Source organism: Shuttleworthella satelles DSM 14600, from assembly GCF_000160115.1.
GTDB lineage: Bacteria > Bacillota > Clostridia > Lachnospirales > Lachnospiraceae > Shuttleworthia > Shuttleworthia satelles.
Genome location: NZ_GG665866.1, coordinates 981787 through 1000980 on the forward strand (window position 1 = coordinate 981787; position 19194 = coordinate 1000980).

General features: G+C 52.0%; 17 protein-coding genes and 1 pseudogene. 15 read left to right on the plus strand and 3 right to left on the minus strand.

The genetic code is table 11. The features are described from left to right. Nucleotides 1-627: 627 nt before the first annotated feature. The 3 genes from GCWU000342_RS04405 to GCWU000342_RS04415 all read right to left on the minus strand — a co-directional run bounded on the left by GCWU000342_RS04405 (nt 628) and on the right by GCWU000342_RS04415 (nt 3819). Entirely contained in the window at nt 628-1548 is a 921-nt protein-coding gene (locus tag GCWU000342_RS04405; protein WP_006906085.1) for an IS3 family transposase, read from the minus strand. Beyond that, nucleotides 1545-2231, minus strand: coding sequence for a helix-turn-helix domain-containing protein (locus GCWU000342_RS04410; protein WP_045000311.1), 687 nt, complete (start codon nt 2229-2231; stop codon nt 1545-1547). Before GCWU000342_RS04410 ends, GCWU000342_RS04405 begins: the two co-directional genes overlap by 4 nt. A 202-nt stretch (nt 2232-2433) precedes the next feature. Further along, nucleotides 2434-3819: a nucleotidyltransferase family protein gene (locus tag GCWU000342_RS04415; protein ID WP_006906088.1), complete on the minus strand. Its 1386-nt coding sequence runs from the start codon at nt 3817-3819 to the stop codon at nt 2434-2436. 123 nt (nt 3820-3942) lie between these two features. On the opposite strand from GCWU000342_RS04415, the gene GCWU000342_RS04420 reads away from it, so the two are divergent. The 15 genes and pseudogenes from GCWU000342_RS04420 to trmD all read left to right on the plus strand — a co-directional run bounded on the left by GCWU000342_RS04420 (nt 3943) and on the right by trmD (nt 19059). Then, nucleotides 3943-5133: an acetate kinase gene (locus GCWU000342_RS04420; protein WP_006906089.1), complete on the plus strand. Its 1191-nt coding sequence runs from the start codon at nt 3943-3945 to the stop codon at nt 5131-5133. A gap of 171 nt (nt 5134-5304) precedes the next feature. Continuing rightward, nucleotides 5305-5838 (plus strand): YceD family protein, encoded by a 534-nt coding sequence (locus tag GCWU000342_RS04425; protein WP_006906090.1) that lies wholly within the window; start codon nt 5305-5307, stop codon nt 5836-5838. A gap of 2 nt (nt 5839-5840) precedes the next feature. After that, on the plus strand, nt 5841-6020 hold the full coding sequence (gene rpmF / locus GCWU000342_RS04430) for a 50S ribosomal protein L32 (protein WP_044958890.1): 180 nt from the start codon (nt 5841-5843) through the stop codon (nt 6018-6020). A 360-nt stretch (nt 6021-6380) separates the two neighbouring features. Beyond that, complete coding sequence (gene plsX, locus GCWU000342_RS04440) at nt 6381-7418, plus strand: phosphate acyltransferase PlsX (RefSeq protein WP_045000686.1); 1038 nt, start codon at nt 6381-6383, stop codon at nt 7416-7418. Further along, the gene (gene acpP / locus GCWU000342_RS04445) at nt 7408-7641 is read left to right on the plus strand and encodes an acyl carrier protein (protein WP_006906093.1); all 234 of its coding nucleotides are present in this window, start codon (nt 7408-7410) and stop codon (nt 7639-7641) included. The genes plsX and acpP overlap by 11 nt, the downstream gene beginning before the upstream one ends. A 132-nt stretch (nt 7642-7773) precedes the next feature. Beyond that, nucleotides 7774-8466, plus strand: a complete 693-nt coding sequence (gene rnc / locus GCWU000342_RS04450; protein ID WP_006906094.1) for a ribonuclease III — start codon at nt 7774-7776, stop codon at nt 8464-8466. Further along, nucleotides 8456-12016 carry a chromosome segregation protein SMC gene (smc, locus tag GCWU000342_RS04455; RefSeq protein ID WP_006906095.1) on the plus strand — a complete coding sequence of 1187 codons (3561 nt, stop codon included), beginning with the start codon at nt 8456-8458 and terminating at the stop codon, nt 12014-12016. Before rnc ends, smc begins: the two co-directional genes overlap by 11 nt. A 51-nt stretch (nt 12017-12067) precedes the next feature. Beyond that, nucleotides 12068-12994, plus strand: a pseudogene (gene ftsY / locus GCWU000342_RS10985) (signal recognition particle-docking protein FtsY); the annotation flags it as partial. A gap of 524 nt (nt 12995-13518) precedes the next feature. Beyond that, a complete protein-coding gene (gene ilvA, locus GCWU000342_RS04465; RefSeq protein WP_006906097.1) occupies nt 13519-14730 on the plus strand; it encodes a threonine ammonia-lyase in 1212 nt (403 codons plus the stop codon). Nucleotides 14731-14823: 93 nt separating this feature from the next. Next, nucleotides 14824-15162 carry a YlxM family DNA-binding protein gene (gene ylxM, locus GCWU000342_RS04470; RefSeq protein WP_006906098.1) on the plus strand — a complete coding sequence of 113 codons (339 nt, stop codon included), beginning with the start codon at nt 14824-14826 and terminating at the stop codon, nt 15160-15162. Beyond that, the gene (gene ffh / locus GCWU000342_RS04475) at nt 15162-16517 is read left to right on the plus strand and encodes a signal recognition particle protein (protein WP_006906099.1); all 1356 of its coding nucleotides are present in this window, start codon (nt 15162-15164) and stop codon (nt 16515-16517) included. Before ylxM ends, ffh begins: the two co-directional genes overlap by 1 nt. Before the next feature lie 75 nt (nt 16518-16592). Then, nucleotides 16593-16838, plus strand: a complete 246-nt coding sequence (rpsP, locus tag GCWU000342_RS04480) for a 30S ribosomal protein S16 (protein WP_006906100.1) — start codon at nt 16593-16595, stop codon at nt 16836-16838. Between the two features lie 36 nt (nt 16839-16874). Then, complete coding sequence (locus tag GCWU000342_RS04485) at nt 16875-17105, plus strand: KH domain-containing protein (protein ID WP_044958946.1); 231 nt, start codon at nt 16875-16877, stop codon at nt 17103-17105. A 125-nt stretch (nt 17106-17230) separates the two neighbouring features. Next, nucleotides 17231-17749, plus strand: coding sequence for a ribosome maturation factor RimM (rimM, locus tag GCWU000342_RS04490; protein WP_006906102.1), 519 nt, complete (start codon nt 17231-17233; stop codon nt 17747-17749). Between the two features lie 14 nt (nt 17750-17763). After that, a complete protein-coding gene (trmD, locus tag GCWU000342_RS10160) occupies nt 17764-19059 on the plus strand; it encodes a tRNA (guanosine(37)-N1)-methyltransferase TrmD (protein WP_006906103.1) in 1296 nt (431 codons plus the stop codon). Nucleotides 19060-19194 lie beyond the last annotated feature (135 nt).

A 19194-nucleotide genomic window follows, 5' to 3' on the forward strand; every position in this document is an offset into this window, starting at 1 on the left:
GTAAGGCTGTCTCCTGCAATTTGACGGATTAAATTCTCGTATACTGAATCTATCGTCAGACCATCCAGATGCAGCGACGGTTCTTCCTCTGCGATCCTCTCTGTGCGGTAATAGCGGTTAACCTTGAATACCGCTTCACTGGAACCGATAGCTTCTTTATCCTAAATTATTCATCCCAACAGGGAAAATGCGGCAGGAAGCAGCATAACTACTGTATTTGATACGATTATTTCTTTTATCTGATAGGTGAACAAAAAAAGCTCGTATCTCTGGTAGAATGTGGTTGTCAAGATCAAAAAAAAACAAGAAAAGGAGCTCTCTGTGACCATCTTAAACACCACAACCCTTGAAAGCAATAGGCGTGTCAAAATAAATTTTACCGGCGTCCAAGGATAACTGTGTTGACGAGTAAAAAACCAGCCGGTATTCACCGAGGTTTTTCAGATGGATCGCCTTGTCTTCCAGCCTCCGATTTCAAAGTCATCTTTTCAATGTAAAGGTAACATATAATCAGCGCATTTTGACATAAGAAAGCCCCGGGAAAAGTTAATTTTGGTGTGCATCCCGTCAAGTAGACAATTGAAAAACAAAAAAGTTTTCCTGTCCGGCATTAATGCCGGGCAGTTTTCATGCTGTCCCCAACAGTTTTATTTCATGGTATTCCATTGGGGTCATGACTTTCAGTTTTCTCTGTACACGTTTGCCCGTATAATAGGTCATATATTTTTCAATTGCTTTAAGAAGTTCTTCTTTCGTTCTGAACTTACGCCCATAGTACATTTCACGTTTCATGATTCCCCAGAAGCCTTCCATAGGCCCGTTATCAATACAGTGCGCCACTCTTGACATGCTTTGAGTCATCCCTGCGTCCACGACTTTCTGTCGGAACTCTTTTGATGTGTATTGGTATCCTCTGTCACTATGAAAAATAGGGGTTGCTCCTGGAGCGCTCTCTATAGCCTTATTAAACGTTGTGAATACAAGCGAATTATCATTGTGATTGCCATAAACATAAGCAACTGGTCGCCTGTCGCACAGATCCAGTATAACACTCAGATAAATCTTCCCTTTCCTCTCATCTTCACCGGTGCCATATTTGAATTCACTGACGTCTGTAACCCATTTTTCATTCAGTTTGTCAGAATGGAATTCCCTGTTCAAAATGTTTTCTGCTATGTATGCCGGATCAGAGGCCGGTTTTGTGCAGCAGTTATAGCGATGTTTTATGATGGAGCGGATCTTCTTTTTTCGGCATATACGGAGAACGCGCTTGTCGTTAACACGGATATCGTAATCATGCTCCAGCGTGTCACGAATACGCCTGTATCCCATATCCGGATGCTCCTCATGGATCTGATTCACTTTTTCGGCTATACGCTTGTTAAGAACGTCATTTTCATTATCCGGCCTGCTTTTCCATTTGTAGTATGAAGTCCTGGTGATATGCCCGAGTCTGCACAAGCGACTTACAGGATAATCCGGATGTTCCTCGATAAGCTCTTTTATTGTGATATAGATATCCAGATGCCGTGTCCGTTTCAGCGTCACCTCCTCTCGACGGCATTGAGTTTTTTTAAGAAGTTGATCTCCATTTGCTGTTGCTTGGTCTGCGCTTTAAGCAGCCTGTTTTCTGCTTGAAGTCTTTCCGTTTCGGTCAGTTCTTCCATCGGCTTGCTCCGGCCGCGGCGGTCATACAGTCCTTCAACACCTCGTTCTTCATATTTCTTTACCCAAGTATAGACTTGGCCATAAGAACAGTCATACTCCTTTGCTGTAAGCGCATAGTTCATGGCGTTGGCAGTACAGTGCTCCACAATCGCTATTCGCTCATCCAGAGTCGTTTTCCTGCCCTTGTTATCTTTAACCATGAGATAATCACCTTTCGGACGTGATTCGGTCAATTCCTCATGGTTATTATATGCCTTCACCCAGCTTCCGATAGTACTCGGTGCCAAAATCCCATGTTTTTTTGCAAGTGACTGCCGGGTTATTCCTCCGGCCATGTACTCCTTTACAACCATCTCCTTAAAATCTGCGGAATAGTTGCACAGATCACTGTTATGTGCTTCTAAGCCTTCCTCGCCCCATGCATCAAAGACATGCCACCAGCGTCTAATGATACTTGCCTCTATGCCATAGGTCTTTCCTAATCTCCAAAAAGATACTCCCTGCTCCTCATGTTCTTTCAATACCTTAAGCTTGAATTCTTTCGTGTACTTCCTTCTCGACATGACAATGCTCCTCATATGGTGGATTTTGGATATTTCCAATGTCTACCATATGGGGAGCATATCATTGTGTCGGACTTACAGCGGTTTTTCCTATTCCTGATTCAGGAATACTCACAGCGCGTATTTCATGGTCTGTGACAGCAAATGCATGTGAAGCCTTATTCCATTGCCTTGTCATGGGAAAGGGCCTGGGAGATCAGGACTACACAAGCAGGAGCTTCTGCTCGTGGATCCGGGGGATCCTTTGCCTGCACTTCAGCTGCATCTGTGTGCAGTAGATCTCTTCGGCCAGAAGATCCATCTGGTAGTTGCGTGAGATGGCCCGGGTCAGCAGGGGATTCTGTTCGGATGCAAGCATTTTTCTGTAATCGGAGTGGCGCACGAGGAGAGGACGGCTTGCCCTTTGCCCAAGCTGGCCTAGCATTGGCCCTGCGTCTTCTCGAAGACCGATGACCTGCAGATAGGGGATGGATCCGACTTCCTCCAGAAGCTTTTTGTCCTCAGACTGATAGTCCAGAAGAAGATGACAGAGGGCGCGGCAGATACGGCCGCCGGTGTAGGATTTGTTCGAGATCATGTCCTCGACAAAGCTGCGAAGGCCACGGAACTGTCCCGCCCGCGCCATGATCCTCGCGCAAAGCTCATTGTCCAGATCCAGAATCTCTCTTTTACCGGATGGACTTTGAAGCCGGCTGATCAGACAGGCGTACGCGGAGTCGAGATCCCCGGGAAGCAGATAGCGCTGGTTCTCGATGCGGTCAATACATATTTCGGCAGCCAAAGGCGGCATCTGCGAGCGAAGAAAGTGAAAATCAGAGAGCCTGGACCGTATAGCGCTGGCGGACGCGGTACCTGTGGGCGAGACATCCCTGCCGTGGTAGTCGCTGTCGCGTTTGATCAGGGCAAGATTCCAGGAAAGCTTCTCTTCCTCAATCGCGGCCAAATAGTCAATGGCCAGAGTGTTGTTTGGCGAGGAGAGTATTTGCTCGATTTGATCGACGGACAGAGGAGAAGAAAGAGAGCCTGATGCTTTTTTGGCATGTGATTGAGAGCAGAGATCCCGATAGAGGGCCTCGGCGATCAGTCTGCGGGACGCTTTCGGGTAACTGATTCCCTCCTGAAGTTTTTTCTGAAGCTCGAAAGAGAGGAGCTCCGCCGTATCGCCGGGGGCAGATGATCGATCAGTCCCTTCTGCGCGTCCGGAACAGGGCCGGGTATGGGGGCTGAGGAGTCGCTCATAGTGGGCTGCCCTGCGCAGGAGAGCCATATCTTCGGTCTCAGCCCCGAAGAGAAGGGTGTCGACCAGACCGCTGGCGGCCAGCAGGCGGACACCGGCGCGCGCGTAATCGACAGACGCGGAGCTGGCATAGAGGCCGGGGAGCATGAGAATCAGATCGGCGCCCCCGGCAAGGGCCATATGAGCCCGGTCGCGAACCGGCAGAAGGGCCGGTTCTCCGCGCTGGGTAAAGAAGCCGCTCATGGCAACCAGGACGCGGTCGGCGCCGAGGACCTCTCTGGCGTAATGGATCTGCCTGAGATGGCCCCTGTGAAAGGGATTGTATTCCGCTATGATGCCGACTGTTCGCATAGAGTATCCTCTTCTCACCATCCGCCCCTTCAATTCCTGTCTTGTTCCACTTTTTCCACCAGTATATAATGATGTAATGGCGGGGTCAAAACCGGCCCCGGAGGACAGAACAAGGAGAGTAAGATGAATATTTTGGTGATTAACTGTGGAAGCTCATCTCTGAAGTATCAGGTGATCGACTCCGAGACAGAGCTGGTTAAGGCCAAGGGACTCTGCGAGCGCATTGGCATTGACGGCCATTTCTCGTATAAGCCCGAGGGGGGGATCAAGGAAGAGGCTGACGCGCCTATGCCCAGCCATACCGAGGCGGTACAGATGGTCCTTGACGCTTTAACCAACGCTAAGACCGGAGTCTTAAAGAGTCTGGACGAGATCGACGCGATTGGCCATCGCGTGGTCCACGGGGGTGAGAAGTTCACCGGGTCTGTGTTGATTACAGATGAGGTGATCCGGGGGATTGAGGAAGAATCCGACCTGGCCCCCCTTCATAATCCGGCCAATATTATCGGCATCAATGCCTGCAGGCAGTTGATGCCCAATGTTCCTATGGTCGCTGTATTCGACACGGCTTTTCACCAGTCCATGCCCAAGAAGGCCTATACCTATGCCCTTCCCTATGAGTACTATGAGAAGTACAAGGTCCGCCGCTATGGCTTCCACGGAACATCCCACAGCTTCGTGTCCAGACATGGCGCAGAGCTCGCGCATCTTGATTACGGGAATTCCAAGATTATTGTCTGCCATCTCGGCAATGGAGCCTCTGTCACCGCCGTCAAAAACGGCGAATCCATTGATACCTCCATGGGACTGACCCCCCTGGAGGGGCTGGTGATGGGGACCAGGACCGGCGATATTGACGCTTCGGTTGTCGAGTACCTCTGCAAGAAGGAGGGACTGACCGTGGAGGAGGTCCTCAACATTTTCAACAAGAAGTCCGGGCTGGCCGGGGTCTCCGGGGTCTCCTCGGATTTCCGCGATCTCTTTTCCGCCAGTGAAGAGGGAGATGAGAGGGCCGGCCTTGCTCTGGATATGTTCTTTTACCGGACTGCCAAGTACATCGGCGCTTATGCCGCGGCCATGAATGGCGTCGATCTGATCTGTTTCACCGCGGGTCTAGGAGAGAATTCCGGTCCGGCCCGGGCCAGGATTCTGGACTATCTGACCTTTATGGGTGTGAAGGTTGACCAGGAGGCCAACATGGCGGCTTCAGGCGTCGATGCCAGAATCTCTGCCGATGATTCCAGGGTCATGGTCTATGCGGTTCCCACCAATGAAGAGCTGGCCATTGCCCGCGAAACGATCGCGTTGCTTTGAGCTCTGCTCTGATCTGACCTGTCCCGGTTAGCTGACCCGGCCTCCTTGCGGCCGCAGTGGCTGATACCTGGTGCGCGCGGCGCACACGGTTGCGAGCGGTAAAAGCAGGATTTTCATTGACAGGGCAGATCCGGGTATGTATAATATTTCGAGTGTGAATGGGAGCGGCCTATGATAATTGACCTTGCGGAATCTCTCTCCAAGCGTAATTTCTCCGAAGATGTTACGGTCTCCTTCGACAGAGATGTCCTGCATATCATGTCTGAGGACTATCCTATTCTCAAAAAGGAGCCATTCGAGTTTCATTTTGTCAATGAAGAGAACAGACGACTGTATGTTCACGCTGAAGGTGAGCTGCAGGTCGCGATTCCATGTGACAGATGCCTGAGGAGGACGCGGGTGCCCTTTTCACTGGTTATTGATCGCATCCTGCGTTTATCGGACGGGATGATTGTGATTCCAGAAGAAGAGAGCGACACGCTTGCTTATCCGGCGGATGGATACAGCATTGATTGCGACATACTTGTTTTCGATGAAATTATGGTCAATTGGCCGGCGAAGGTTCTCTGCCGAGATGACTGCAAGGGTTTGTGCCCGGTCTGCGGTCAGAATCTCAATGATAAAGACTGCGGGCATGACCGATTTGTGCCGGATCCGAGAATGGCAGGGATCCAGGATCTGTTTCAGAATTTTAAGGAGGTGTAATCATGTCTATCTGTCCTAAGAATAAGTCTTCTAAGGGAAGAAGAGATCGCAGAAGAGCGAACTGGAAGATGAGTGCTCCCACACTCGTTCGCTGCAGCAAGTGCGGTGAGCTTATGGTTCCCCACAGAGTTTGCAAGTCATGCGGTTCTTACAACAAGCGTGAGATCATTGCTCAGGCTTAATCAGAAGAAACGAGATCGGCCCGGCGGGAAATCCGCCGGGCTTTTCTTAACCGTCTGTTTCTTTGCGCTCTATGCTTTTAAAAGAATGCCGACGGAAATTGAAAGATTTTGTAAGGGAGGATTCAAAAGCCGCGGCAGGCAGGTGGACCCAAAGCCGCTTTCTTGCGCGGAAAGTTTCGATATAGTAGACTTAATCAGAATCCTCCGCAGATGTCTGATTTTCGACAATGAATGCCCGGGAAGCCTACAGACATCATATGCGGGAGAGATCTTCGCAGGGGATGATGCTCAGCAAATTTGACAGCTTTCAACAATGAAGAAGATCCGGCATATGCGTTCGTTTTCAGCCGGGGAGGAGATATGGCAGATATGACAAGAGTTGCCCTGGACGCGATGGGGGGAGATAATGCTCCCGCTCAGATTGTCAGGGGCGCAGTTGATGCGGTGAATGAGCACCAACAGATCAAGGTCTTTTTGGTTGGCCGCCGGGAGGAGATCAAGAGAGAACTGGATCAGTATCAGTTCCCCGCAGACCGAATCGAGATCCGCGACGCGACAGAGGTGATTGAGACGGCTGAGCCGCCGGTCAGGGCGATCCGCGTCAAGAAGGATTCCTCTATGGTAGTCGCTCTTAATATGGTCAGGAATGGGGAGGCGGATGCCTTCGTCTCGGCAGGGTCTTCCGGAGCGACTCTGGTGGGAGGAACTCTTTTGGTCGGCAGGATCCGCGGGATTGAGCGCGCGCCTCTGGCCCCCCTGATTCCAACGAGAAAGGGAGTCTCGCTTCTGGTGGATTGCGGGGCGAATGTGGACGCCAGAGCAGATCATCTGCTCCAGTTTGCCATCATGGGATCCCTCTATATGCAGCATGTCATGGGAATTGATCATCCCCGGGTTGCCCTTGTGAATATCGGGGCGGAGGAGGATAAGGGAAACGCTCTGACCAAGGAGGCCTATCCTCTGCTGCGCGACTGTGACCAGATCAATTTCACAGGCAATATTGAGGCGAGAGATATCGCGGAGGGGGCAGCGGATGTCATTGTCTGCGAGGCATTCGTCGGCAATGTGATTCTGAAATTTTACGAGGGAGTTGCAAAGACCTTGATTTCAGTGATCAAGGAGGGCCTGATGTCCACTCTGATCTCTAAAATCGGCGCCGCTCTGGCCCTGCCGGCCCTAAAGAAGACGATCAAAACCTTCGATGCCAGTCAGTATGGCGGAGCTCCTCTTCTGGGAGTCAAGGGGCTGGTTGTCAAGGCTCATGGATCCGCGACGGCCAAGGAGATTAAGAATTCCCTGATTCAGTGCAGGCAGTTTTCAAAACAGAATGTAAACGGCTATATTGAGGAATATGCCAGCAGACAATTGGCAGAGAAAGGAGAGAAGAATGGAATTTGAAGTGTTGAAGAAGCATATCAGCGAGGTCCTGGGGGTAGACGCCAATGAAATCACGGAGGACATGGAGTTCGACAAGGACCTGGGCGCGGATTCTCTGGATACCTTCCAGATCCTTATGGACGTCGAGGAGGAGCTTGGCATGACGGTCGACGAGGAGAAGGCAGAGTCCATCAAGACAGTCGGAGATGCTGTCCGTCTGATCAAGGAGACAATGGAGGCTTAAGAGACAGGAACATCAGGGAGAGAGAGCGGTGAAATGCCCAGGCAAAGTCACAGCTCATCCTCCCTTTTCTGATATTTATGGCAGTCAGATCATTGCGGTTTTCGCGCGTATTTGACCGCTTCGAGGCAGGCTATGAGAAATGAAACGTTAGAGGCAAAGATCGGCTATCAGTTTCAAGACAAAAGTTTATTGAGGCAGGCATTGACCCATTCCTCCTTCGCCAATGAGAGGCATATGAAAGCGCACTCGGACAATGAGCGCCTGGAGTTCCTGGGAGATGCGGTGTTAGAAGTGGTATCCAGTGAATTTTTGTATTTAAACTACCCGGATCTGCCGGAGGGGCGTCTGACTCCTCTTCGGGCCAGTCTGGTCTGCGAGCCGACGCTGGCGATTGCGGCCAGAGAGATTGGGCTTGGCGCCTGTCTGCGTCTGGCCAGGGGAGAGGATCAGTCCGGGGGAAGAGAGCGGGACAGTATTCTGTCGGACGCTCTGGAGGCCGTCATCGGCGCTGTTTTTTTGGACGGGGGAATTGAGCCTGCCAAGGCGCTGATTATCCGCTATATCCTGACGGACATCGAGCACAAAAAGCTCTATCATGACTCCAAGACCAGGCTTCAGGAGATGGTTCAGGCCATGGAAGAGGCCAGTCTGGACTATGTGCTGGTCAGGGAAGAGGGACCCGATCACGCCAAGCGTTTCGTGACAGAGGCCAGACTTGACGGCAGGACAATCGGGCGCGGAGAGGGAGGATCCAAGAAGGCGTCGGAGCAGGAAGCCGCTTATCAGGGACTCTTGTATTTAAAGGAGAGAGGACATGTATCTTAAGAGTATTGAGATCCATGGCTTTAAGTCATTTGCCAACAAAATTGTCCTGGATTTTCACAAGGGCATTACAGCTATCGTTGGCCCGAATGGGTCCGGCAAATCCAATGTCTCAGACGCGGTGCGCTGGGTTTTGGGGGAGCAGTCCGCCAGACAGCTGCGCGGCGCTTCCATGCAGGATGTGATTTTTGCCGGCACGCAGAATCGAAAAGCCCTGGGCTATGCCTATGTGGCCATCACTTTGGATAATTCTGATCAAGCTCTTCCCGTCGATTACAAGGAGCTGACAGTGGCCCGCAGGGTCTATCGTTCAGGCGAGTCCGAGTATCTCCTGAACGGAACCCCCTGCCGTCTGCGAGACGTCAACGAGCTCTTCTTTGACACAGGCATCGGCAAGGAGGGGTACTCGATCATCGGGCAGGGGCAGATTGAAAAAATCCTGTCCGGCAAGCCGGAGGAAAGACGGGAGCTCTTTGACGAGGCGGTCGGGATTGTCAAGTATAAGCAGCGCAAGAAGGTCACCTTAAAGAAGCTTGAGGACGAGAGAGAAAATCTGGTTCGCGTGACCGATATCCTCTCGGAGTTAGAGCGCCAGGTTGGTCCTCTGCAGAAGCAGTCTCAAACGGCCAGGCGCTATCTGGCGGCAAAAGAGGAGCTGAAGCATCTGGACGTCAATATGTTTTTGATGGAGGCTCAGCGTCTCAAGGGACAGCTTCAGGACATTTCCGATAAATACCGGATCGCTGAAGATCAGATGGATGAGCAGAAGAAGTCGCTCGCGGATCTGAAGCTGACCTACTCTAAGATGGAGGAGGACCTGAATCAGCGCGACCTGCAGATGGAGGAGCTGCGCAAGAGACAAAAAGAAAATGAATTGACCAAAAGCCGACTGGAGAATCAGATTACTCTTCTTGAGGAGCAGATTCGGTCCGCGGAGAATGCCGACGCCAGTATTTTAGACCAGATACAGACTGCCCGGTCTGACAGGAAGGATCGGGCCGAAGAACTGAGCCGGCATGAGAGAGCAAGGGAGGAATTAAACGCCTCCTTGCTTGCCGCAAGAGAAAAGCTTGCTGCCGCGAGGTCAGAATATCAGGACCTTCAGGACAGGTGTAACGCCGTGTCCGCCGAGGCTGAGGAGGGACAGAGAAAGCTCCTGCAGCTGGTGGCCGAACGGGCAGACTTAAAATCGGAGGAGCAGAAATATAAGACGACGCTGGAGCAGATCAACATCCGCAAATCAAGGCTGACTCAGCGTATGTTAGAGCGCAGGACCGAAGAAGGCGATATTGGAGCCAAGGCGGACCAGGCCCAAAAGGCCTATGAAAAATCCAGGGCCAAAAGGGATGCGATTCAGGAGAAGAAAGAGACTCTTGATGCCGATCAGCTCAACTGGAAGAACAAGCGACGGGACCTGCGCCAGGATATTGACCAGAAGACAGTTGCCTATCACAGGTCCAATTCCCGCCTGGAGTCCCTTAGAAATATCGCCGAGCGCTATGACGGATATGGCAATGCCATTAAGAAGGTCATGGAGCAGAAGAGAGAGTATCCCGGCATCGAGGGACTCGTATCTGAATTGATCCATGTTCCCAAGGACTATGAGACAGCAATTGAAACGGCTCTGGGCGGGAACATTCAAAATATTGTCACCGACACAGAGACAACGGCCAAGCGCATGGTGACCTTCCTGAAGGAAAACAGGGCCGGACGCGCCACCTTTCTCCCCCTGACCTCTGTGAAGGGGAGAAGTCAATCTCAGACAGAGCCGCTTCTGAACGAGCCCGGGGTCATAGGAGTTGCCAGCCAATTGGTTCAGACAGACTCCAGATACAGAGGGATTGTTTCTTATCTTCTGGGGAGAATTCTGCTCGTCGATCAAATTGATCATGCCATCGCCCTGGCCAGGGCGAATCACTACAGTCTGCACATTGTCACTTTAGATGGCGATTATCTGAGACCCGGCGGATCCATCTCCGGCGGACGCTTCAAGCACAGCGGAAATCTTCTGGCAAGAAACCGCGAGGTAAAGCAGCTGGAAGAAGAGGTCGCCGGGTTAAAAGAGGCGCTGAGTCAGGCCCGCATGCATTTGGAGGAAATTGACACGGCCCTTGCTCTTTTGTCTGATGATCGGGCGGAAGTCCAGGCAGAACTGGAGGCCGCTAACCTCGAGGTCAATACAGCGAAACTGCAGTGGGAGCAAGCAAAGGAGATCAGCAGAAACTCCGAGCAGGCGTTTGCCTCCCTGCAAAAAGAGAAGGCCTCCTTAGACGAACAGATCAAGGAGATCAAAGAGGGACAAAAAGAGCTGGATCAAAGGCGGCAGTCATCCGGTCAGAGGGAAGTCCGGCTGAAGGAGCGCATCAGCGTCTTAGGCACTGAGCTTGAGAAGCTGAACCTGTCCGCGGCAAGCGCTTTTGAGCAGTTGTCTGCGATTCAGATGGCTGAGGCGGCAGCCCGGCAGAAGGTTGACTTCGAGGAAGAAAATATCATAAGGCTCAGAGCGGAGGTCGACCGGGCAGATCAAACGATTGAGGAGCTGACCAGGCAGAAAAAGACAAGCGGGGAAGAGGCCCAGGGAAAGAAGGCGCAGATCGAGGAGATCAAAAAGACCATCCTGGCTGCCGAAGACAGGCAGGAGGAGATCGAGACATCTCTGAAAGAGAAGCAGGAAGCCTACGTCAGTCTCAATGAGGCCTACAAAAGCGGCTTTGAGGAGAGAGAGAAGCTGTCCGATGTTATCAACAGCCTGGATAAGGAGCTCTATCGACTGGAGGCTCAGCGGCAGAAAGCCCAGGAGGCCTTGGAGAGCCAGAACAATTACATGTGGCAGGAGTATGAGCTGACCCTGCACGCGGCCATGGAGCTTATGGATGAAAATCTGAAAGACCGCAGTCAGATGCAGCAGCGCATCCGTTCGATTCGGGACGACATCCGTTCGATGGGAAATGTCAATGTCAATGCCATTGAACAGTACAGAGAGCTGGCGGAGCGCTATGAATTCCTGAAGACCCAGCACGATGACCTGGTCAGGGCGGAAGACCAGCTGGTGCAGATCATCGAAGATCTGGATCAGGGGATGCGGCGTCAATTCAGTGAGGGATTCCGTCGGATTCAGGACCAGTTTGACGCCACCTTTCGAGAGCTGTTCGGCGGCGGCAAGGGAAGTCTGGAATTGACAGAGGGAGAAGATGTTCTTGAGACAGGGATTCGGATTATCGCGCAGCCTCCGGGCAAGAAGCTGCAGAATATGATGCAGATGTCAGGCGGCGAGAAGTCCCTGACAGCCATCGCTCTTCTCTTTGCCATCCAGAGCTTGAAGCCCTCGCCATTTTGCCTGCTCGACGAGATAGAGGCCGCTTTGGATGATGCCAATGTCGACCGCTTTGCCAGATATTTACACAAGCTGACCAGGAATACCCAGTTCATCGTGATTACCCACCGGAGGGGAACGATGAACGCGGCGGATCGGCTCTATGGAATTACAATGCAGGAGAAGGGAGTCTCTACCCTGGTATCTGTCAACCTGATTGAGAGCAAGCTGGACGATTAAAGGCCGCAGACAGGTTGCGGCGACAAGAATTGTCATGGACAAGGAGTGGCTATGGGTTTTTTCAGCAGATTGAAAGCCGGTTTGAGCAAGACAAGAGACGGCTTCGTGAAGAATATGGACTATGTCTTCAGCGGTTTCTCCCGAATTGATGAGGACTTCTACGAGGAACTGGAGGAGGTTTTGATCAGCGGAGATCTGGGAGTCCAGACGTCCATGCGCCTGATAGAGAACCTGCGCCAGGAGGTGAAGGATCAGCACATTAAGGAGGCGGGGGACTGCCGTCAGCTTTTGATTGATGATATCCGCCGCCAGATGGACGTCGGCGAGAATGCCTATGATTTTGAGCAGGAGACATCCGTCCTCATGATGGTTGGCGTCAACGGGGTGGGAAAAACCACCACAGTCGGCAAGCTCGCCGCCAAATTCAAGCAGGAGAAGAAAAAAAGAGTCCTGATCGCGGCGGCGGACACCTTCCGCGCGGCAGCCAATGAACAGTTAAAAGAATGGGCTGATCGTGCCGGTGTCGATATGATCGGGGGCCAGGAGGGCTCTGATCCGGCTGCGGTGGTTTTTGACGCGGTCCAGTCCGCCAAGGCCAGAAATTGTGATATTCTTCTGGTCGATACGGCGGGACGGCTCCACAACAAGACAAATCTCATGCATGAGCTGGAAAAAATCAACAGGGTGATCGACCGTGAGTACGAGGGTGTTCACCGTGAGACTCTGGCAGTACTGGATGCGACAAGTGGTCAGAATGCCCTGGTCCAGGCCAGAGAGTTTGCGGCGGTCGCCAATGTCACAGGCATCGTCCTGACCAAGATGGACGGTTCCGCCAAGGGAGGAATTGCCGTCGCCATTCAATCGGAGCTGGGAATTCCGGTTAAGTATATCGGGGTCGGCGAGACCGTCGAGGATCTGGAGCGATTTGATGCCGACCAGTACGTCAATGCCCTCTTTGATCTGAAGGATGAAGACGATGATATTGCCGCGGATGCAGAGGGCCAAGCCCGGGCCGGTGAAGTATCCGTCTCTGAGGTGGAGGCAGAGCTTTCAGATTCTGTCGAGCAGGAAACAGAAGCTCCCGAGAGAGAGGAAGAACTTTCCGATCAAACAGAGGATAAGATAGAAGTGTCTGAGGGAGAGGCTGAACTTTCCGATCAAGCTGAAATGGAAGCAGAAGTTTCTGAGAGTGAGACCGGGATTTCGGATCAAACAGAAGATAAGATAGAAGTGTCTGAGGGAGAGGCTGAATTTTCCAATCAAGCTGAAGAGGAAGTTGAAGCATCTGCGGGAGTGTCCGAGAGGGAAACTGAACTTTCGGATCAAGCCGAAGAAGAAATAGAAGCGCCCGACAGAGAGGCTGAACTTTCCGATCAAGCTGAAGAGAAAGCAGAAGCGACTGAGACGGAGTCTGAACCAAAAGAAGAGAAGCGAGGCGCTTTCTTTGGATTTTTCCGCAGAAAGCGCAAAGAGTAACGCAAAGAGCAGAGGAGGAAACTGGAATGTTGGATTTAAAGGATTTTGAGGAAGCGTCCCAGATCGTCAGCCAGGTGGCCAATGACACCAAGCTGGTCTACAGTGACTTCTTCTCGAATGCCTGTGGCAATAAGGTCTATCTCAAGCCCGAAAACATGCAGGTAACCGGGGCCTACAAGGTGCGGGGGGCATATTACAAGATCAGTACTCTCAGCGATGAGGAGAGGGACAGGGGATTGATTACCGCCTCAGCTGGAAATCATGCCCAGGGGGTGGCGAAAGCGGCCAAAAAATTTGGGGTCAGGGCGACAATTGTCATGCCGACAACGACGCCTCTGATCAAGGTAAATCGGACAAAGAGCTACGGGGCACAGGTCCTTCTCTTCGGTGATGTTTTTGACGACGCGAACGCGAGGGCCCTGGAGCTGGCTGAGGAACACGGCTATACCTTTATTCCTCCCTTTGATGATCTGGCGGTTGCAACGGGACAGGGAACCATTGCCATGGAGATCTTCAAGGAGCTGCCCCTGGTGGAATATATTCTGGTTCCGGTAGGAGGAGGCGGGCTGGCCACCGGCGTCTCCACTCTGGCCAAGCTGCTGAATCCCAAGATCAGGATTATCGCTGTGGAACCCGTCGGAGCGGCTTGTCTGAAGGCCTCTTTTGAGGCGGGGAAGCCAGTCATGCTCCCGAGCGCCAATACGATCGCCGACGGCACTGCGGTAAAAAAGCCCGGGATCAGTATTTTTCCTTATCTGCAGAAGAATATTGACGAGATTATTACCGTCGAAGACGATGAGCTGATTGTCGCCTTTTTGGATATGGTCGAGAATCATAAGATGATTGTCGAAAATTCCGGGCTTTTGACGGTGGCGGCCCTGAACCATCTGAAGGTGAAAGGGAAAAATGTGGTATCCGTTTTGTCGGGCGGCAATATGGATGTGATTACCATGTCTTCGGTTGTTCAGCAGGGTCTGATCTTCCGCGACCGCATCTTCACCGTCTCCGTCCTGCTCCCGGATAAGCCGGGCGAGCTGGCCAAGGTGGCGCAGACCATCGCCGGGGTTCAGGGGAATGTCATCAAGCTGGATCACAACCAGTTCATCACGACCAACCGAAGCGTGGCAGTGGAATTGACCATTACTCTGGAGGCCTTCGGAACAGAGCATAAGAATCAGATCATCGATACTCTGGAAGAGGCGGGCTATCGCCCCAAGATCACGAGAACAGTTCTCTGAAAGCCGGACTGACTTGGTTGAATGATTACATGCTGTAAAGATATTATACTTGACACCATGCGAAGGCTTGTCTAAAATAGCCAGGTGGAAAGAATGGAAGAGAAAATTATACGCGGATACCTGTATGATTTCTATGGACAGCTGCTCAATGCGCATCAGAGAGAGATCTATGAGGCATATGCCTTTGATGATCTGTCGCTCTCTGAGATCGCCGAGCAGGAGGGGATCTCAAGACAGGGAGTCTACGACATCATTCGCCGCTGCACCAGAAGTCTTGAGAATTACGAGCAGGCGCTGCATCTGGTCGCCAGGTTCATGAAAATCAAAGAGGATATTGAGAGAATCCAGAAGCTGACAGAAGGCGACAGGGTCACAGAGAATAGCCTGGGAGAAATTCGCAGAATTTCACGGGGGATTCTGGAGGAATTGTAATGGCTTTTGAGAGCTTATCTGAAAAACTACAGAATGCCTTTCGCAATCTGCGCGGAAAGGGCCGTCTCTCGGAGGACGATGTCAAGCTCGCCCTCAAGGAGATCCGCATCGCTCTTCTTGAGGCGGATGTCAACTACAGGGTTGTCAAGGATTTCACCAGGGCGGTGCAGGAGAGGGCGGTCGGAACCGATATTTTAAACGGCTTAAACCCCGCCCAGCAGGTTGTCAAGCTGGTGGATGAGGAACTCACCAGGATGATGGGGTCCGAGACAAGGGAGATCGCCTATCGCCCCGGCCAGGAGATCACTGTGATCATGATGATCGGACTCCAGGGCGCAGGTAAGACGACGACTGCGGCCAAACTGGCTGGCAAGATGAAACAGAAGGGCAAGAGACCTCTTTTGGTCGCCTGCGACATCTATCGCCCCGCGGCTATTGATCAGCTGCGCATCAACGCGGAGAAACAGCAGGTTGCCTTTTTCTCCATGGGAGACAAGAATCGGCCCTCCGATATTGCCAGAGCCGCTTATGAGCACGCCAGGAAGAACAATAACAATGTCCTGATTCTGGATACGGCCGGTCGCCTTCATATTGATGAGGATATGATGGCCGAGCTGGAGGAGATCAAGTCCGGGGTGGACGTAGCCCAGACCATCCTGGTTGTCGATGCCATGACCGGTCAGGATGCGGTCAATGTAGCTCAGACCTTCGATCAGAAGGTCGGGGTTGACGGAGTGATTCTCACCAAGCTGGACGGCGACAGCCGGGGCGGAGCGGCTCTCTCCATCCGCGCCGTCACAGGCAAGCCTATTCTCTATGTCGGCATGGGCGAGAAGCTGTCTGATCTGGAACAGTTCTATCCGGATCGCATGGCCTCCAGAATTTTAGGTATGGGCGATGTCCTCTCCCTGATCGAGAAGGCGGAGCAGGAGATTGACGCCGAAGAGGCCGCCAAGCTGACTGATAAGGTTAAGAAGGCGGAGTTTGACTACAACGACTATCTGACCTCTCTGTCGCAAATGCGTAAGATGGGAGGCATTTCCTCCATCCTCGGTATGCTGCCGGGGCTTGGAATGGGCGTCTCCAAGTCACAGATGAGCCAGATTGAGGGCGCAGTCGATGAGAAGAAGCTTGCCAGAACCGAGGCGATCATTCATTCGATGACCCCGCAGGAACGGTCAGACCCCAAGATCATGAATATCCACCGCAAGCACCGGATCGCCAGAGGAGCCGGTCTTGATATCGCTGAGGTCAACCGCTTTGTCAAGCAGTTTGAGCAGACCCGCAAAATGATGAAGAAGATGCCCGGTCTCATGGGAGGCAAGGGCAGGAGAAGAGGGGGATTCCCCTTTTAACAGCAGCTTGATCCGCAGGTCAAAGATCCTGCGATCGAATAAAGTAACGATTCACATATCATTGGAGGTAACAAGATGGCAGTAAAAATCAGACTCAGAAGAATGGGACAGAAGAAGGCTCCTTTCTACAGGATTGTCGTAGCGGATTCTCGCGCTCCTCGCGATGGCCGCAACATCGCTGAGATCGGCAGCTATGATCCCAACCAGAATCCCTCAGCGGTAAGCGTTGACGCAGAGGCCGCGAAGAAGTGGCTCGCTAATGGAGCACAGCCAACAGAGACGGTTGCTCGCCTCTTAAAGAGTGCCGGCATCGAGAAGTAAGGCTTTTTGTTCCAGGCAAAGCACGAGGTGATTGAGATGAGAGAATTAGTCGAAGTGATTGCCAAGTCACTGGTAGATGATCCGGATCAGGTTGAAGTGTCGGAGCGCAAGGCCGGAAGGACTACGATTGTAGAACTCAAGGTCGCTTCCTCTGACATGGGCAAGGTTATTGGCAAGCAGGGCAAGATCGCAAAGGCGATTCGGTCTCTTGTCAAGGCCGCGGCGACCCGTGAGAATTGCAGGGTTGTTGTGGATATCGTCGAGTGATTCGGATGACGCAGTGAAAAGAGCGGGCAGGTTCCCCAGGAGCCTGTCTGCTTTTTCTCATATATCGGGCCGGCGAGGAGTATTTTTGTCATCAATTACCGCGTATCAAAGGAGAAGGAGTCGGGATGCAGGATTATTTTCAAGTGGGTGTGATCACATCGACACATGGTCTCAAGGGAGAGGTGAAGGTCTATCCGACCACAGAGGAGAGCCGCCGTTTTGATGATCTCTGTGGACAGAAGGTATATGCCGGGCGGGATGGAAGCCTGGAAGAACTGACGATTGTCTCTGTGCGCTATTTCAAGAAGCAGGTCATCCTTCGCTTTGCGGAGAAGAATAATATTGATGAGGTCAGTTCCTTAAGACAGGCCAGGCTTCTGATTTCACGAGAGCAGGCCCTCCCCCTGGAGGAGGGGGAATATTACGTGGCAGACCTGCTGGGACTGAAGGTTGTTGCGGACGACGGAAGAGAACTGGGGATACTGACAGATGTTCTGACGACCGGAGCCAATGACGTCTATGTCATTGGACGCCAGGGGCAGTCAGATCTTATGATTCCCGCCATCCGACAGTGCGTCCTCAAGACGGATCTTGAGGCAGGTGAGATTCTGGTTCATCTTCTCCCCGGACTCGAAGATCTTTAACATGGAGAAAACAGATGCAATTTCACGTCATGACTCTTTTCCCTGAAATGATTGCGCAGGGATTGGCAAACAGCATAACGGGACGTGCTCTCAGGGAGAAATTGATTTCATTAAACTGCGTCAACATTCGCGATTACAGCGATAACAGGCATGGCAAGGTGGATGACTATTCCTATGGCGGCGGAGCCGGTATGCTGATTCAGGCGGAGCCGGTCTATCAGTGTTATCAGAACCTGCTCTCTCAGATTCCGGACGGCCATAAGAAACGGGTGATCTATGTGACACCGCAGGGAAGGCCGTTTTGCCAGGAGATAGCGGAAGAACTGGTTAAAAATGATGACCTCATTTTCCTCTGCGGACATTATGAAGGCGTTGACGAGCGGGTCCTGGAGGAAATTGTCACAGACTATGTCTCGATCGGCGACTATGTTCTGACGGGAGGGGAACTGCCGGCCATGGTCATGATCGATACCATAGCCCGTCTGGTTGACGGAGTTTTGGGAAATGACGCCTCCGCCGAGATCGAGTCCTTCCATGGAAAGCTGTTGGAGTACCCCCAGTTCACCAGGCCTGAGGTCTGGCATGACAAGGCGGTTCCATCGGTTCTTTTGTCCGGAGACGCCGCCAGAATTAGGAGCTGGCGGATCAAGGAGTCGATTCAGAGGACGAGAGAAAGAAGAGAAGACCTCTATCGGGATTACTGCAGATTGGTCCAGTTAGAGGAGATCCTCCTGCGGCACAAGAGAGAATACGCGGATCTTTTAAATCTGCTGGAGCTGGGATATGGGGAGATTGTCTGCTGGGACAGAAATGTGATTCTCATGCGCGACCGGAGGGACCAGGCCTCTTATTTTGCGCATCCGACCGGAGATACATTTATCAGGGATATTGCTACAGAGGACCCTGTCAAAGAAGCCGAAAGTCCTGTTTCTTTTTTGAAAAAACAGGGATTGATCCGCGAACAGGACAGACCGGGGATTCGCCGCTTTATTATGCATGATACGGATGATATTAATGAGGCGAAGCAGCTGGCAAAGCTGCTTGGCTTGACGGAGGTCAGACGGACCAGGCTTTTAGTCTACACGCCCAGGGAGAGGCCGGCGAATGCCAGAATCCGCGCCCTGAGAGAAAAACTGAAGGACAAGGTGTCCCCTGAAATGATCGCCTTTATTGAAGAGGGGATCACATCAGGTCTTATGGAGGGGCTGAGGCCGGTATATTACCTGGACGAGGAAGATCCATTCCCGGTAGGAGATCTGGAGTCATTCGGAATCTACGCGGCAAAAGGACCGGTGCTGCTTCTGCAGTGATTTTTAGTTTATTGTATTTGCTGTCGAATTTGATGATTTGGTGTTTTGTTGGATGAATACTTGACTTTTTTATCGATCCCCGATAAGTTAGTTAATGCTAATGTTAGGTAGTGCTAATACCCTCTTATCTTCAGA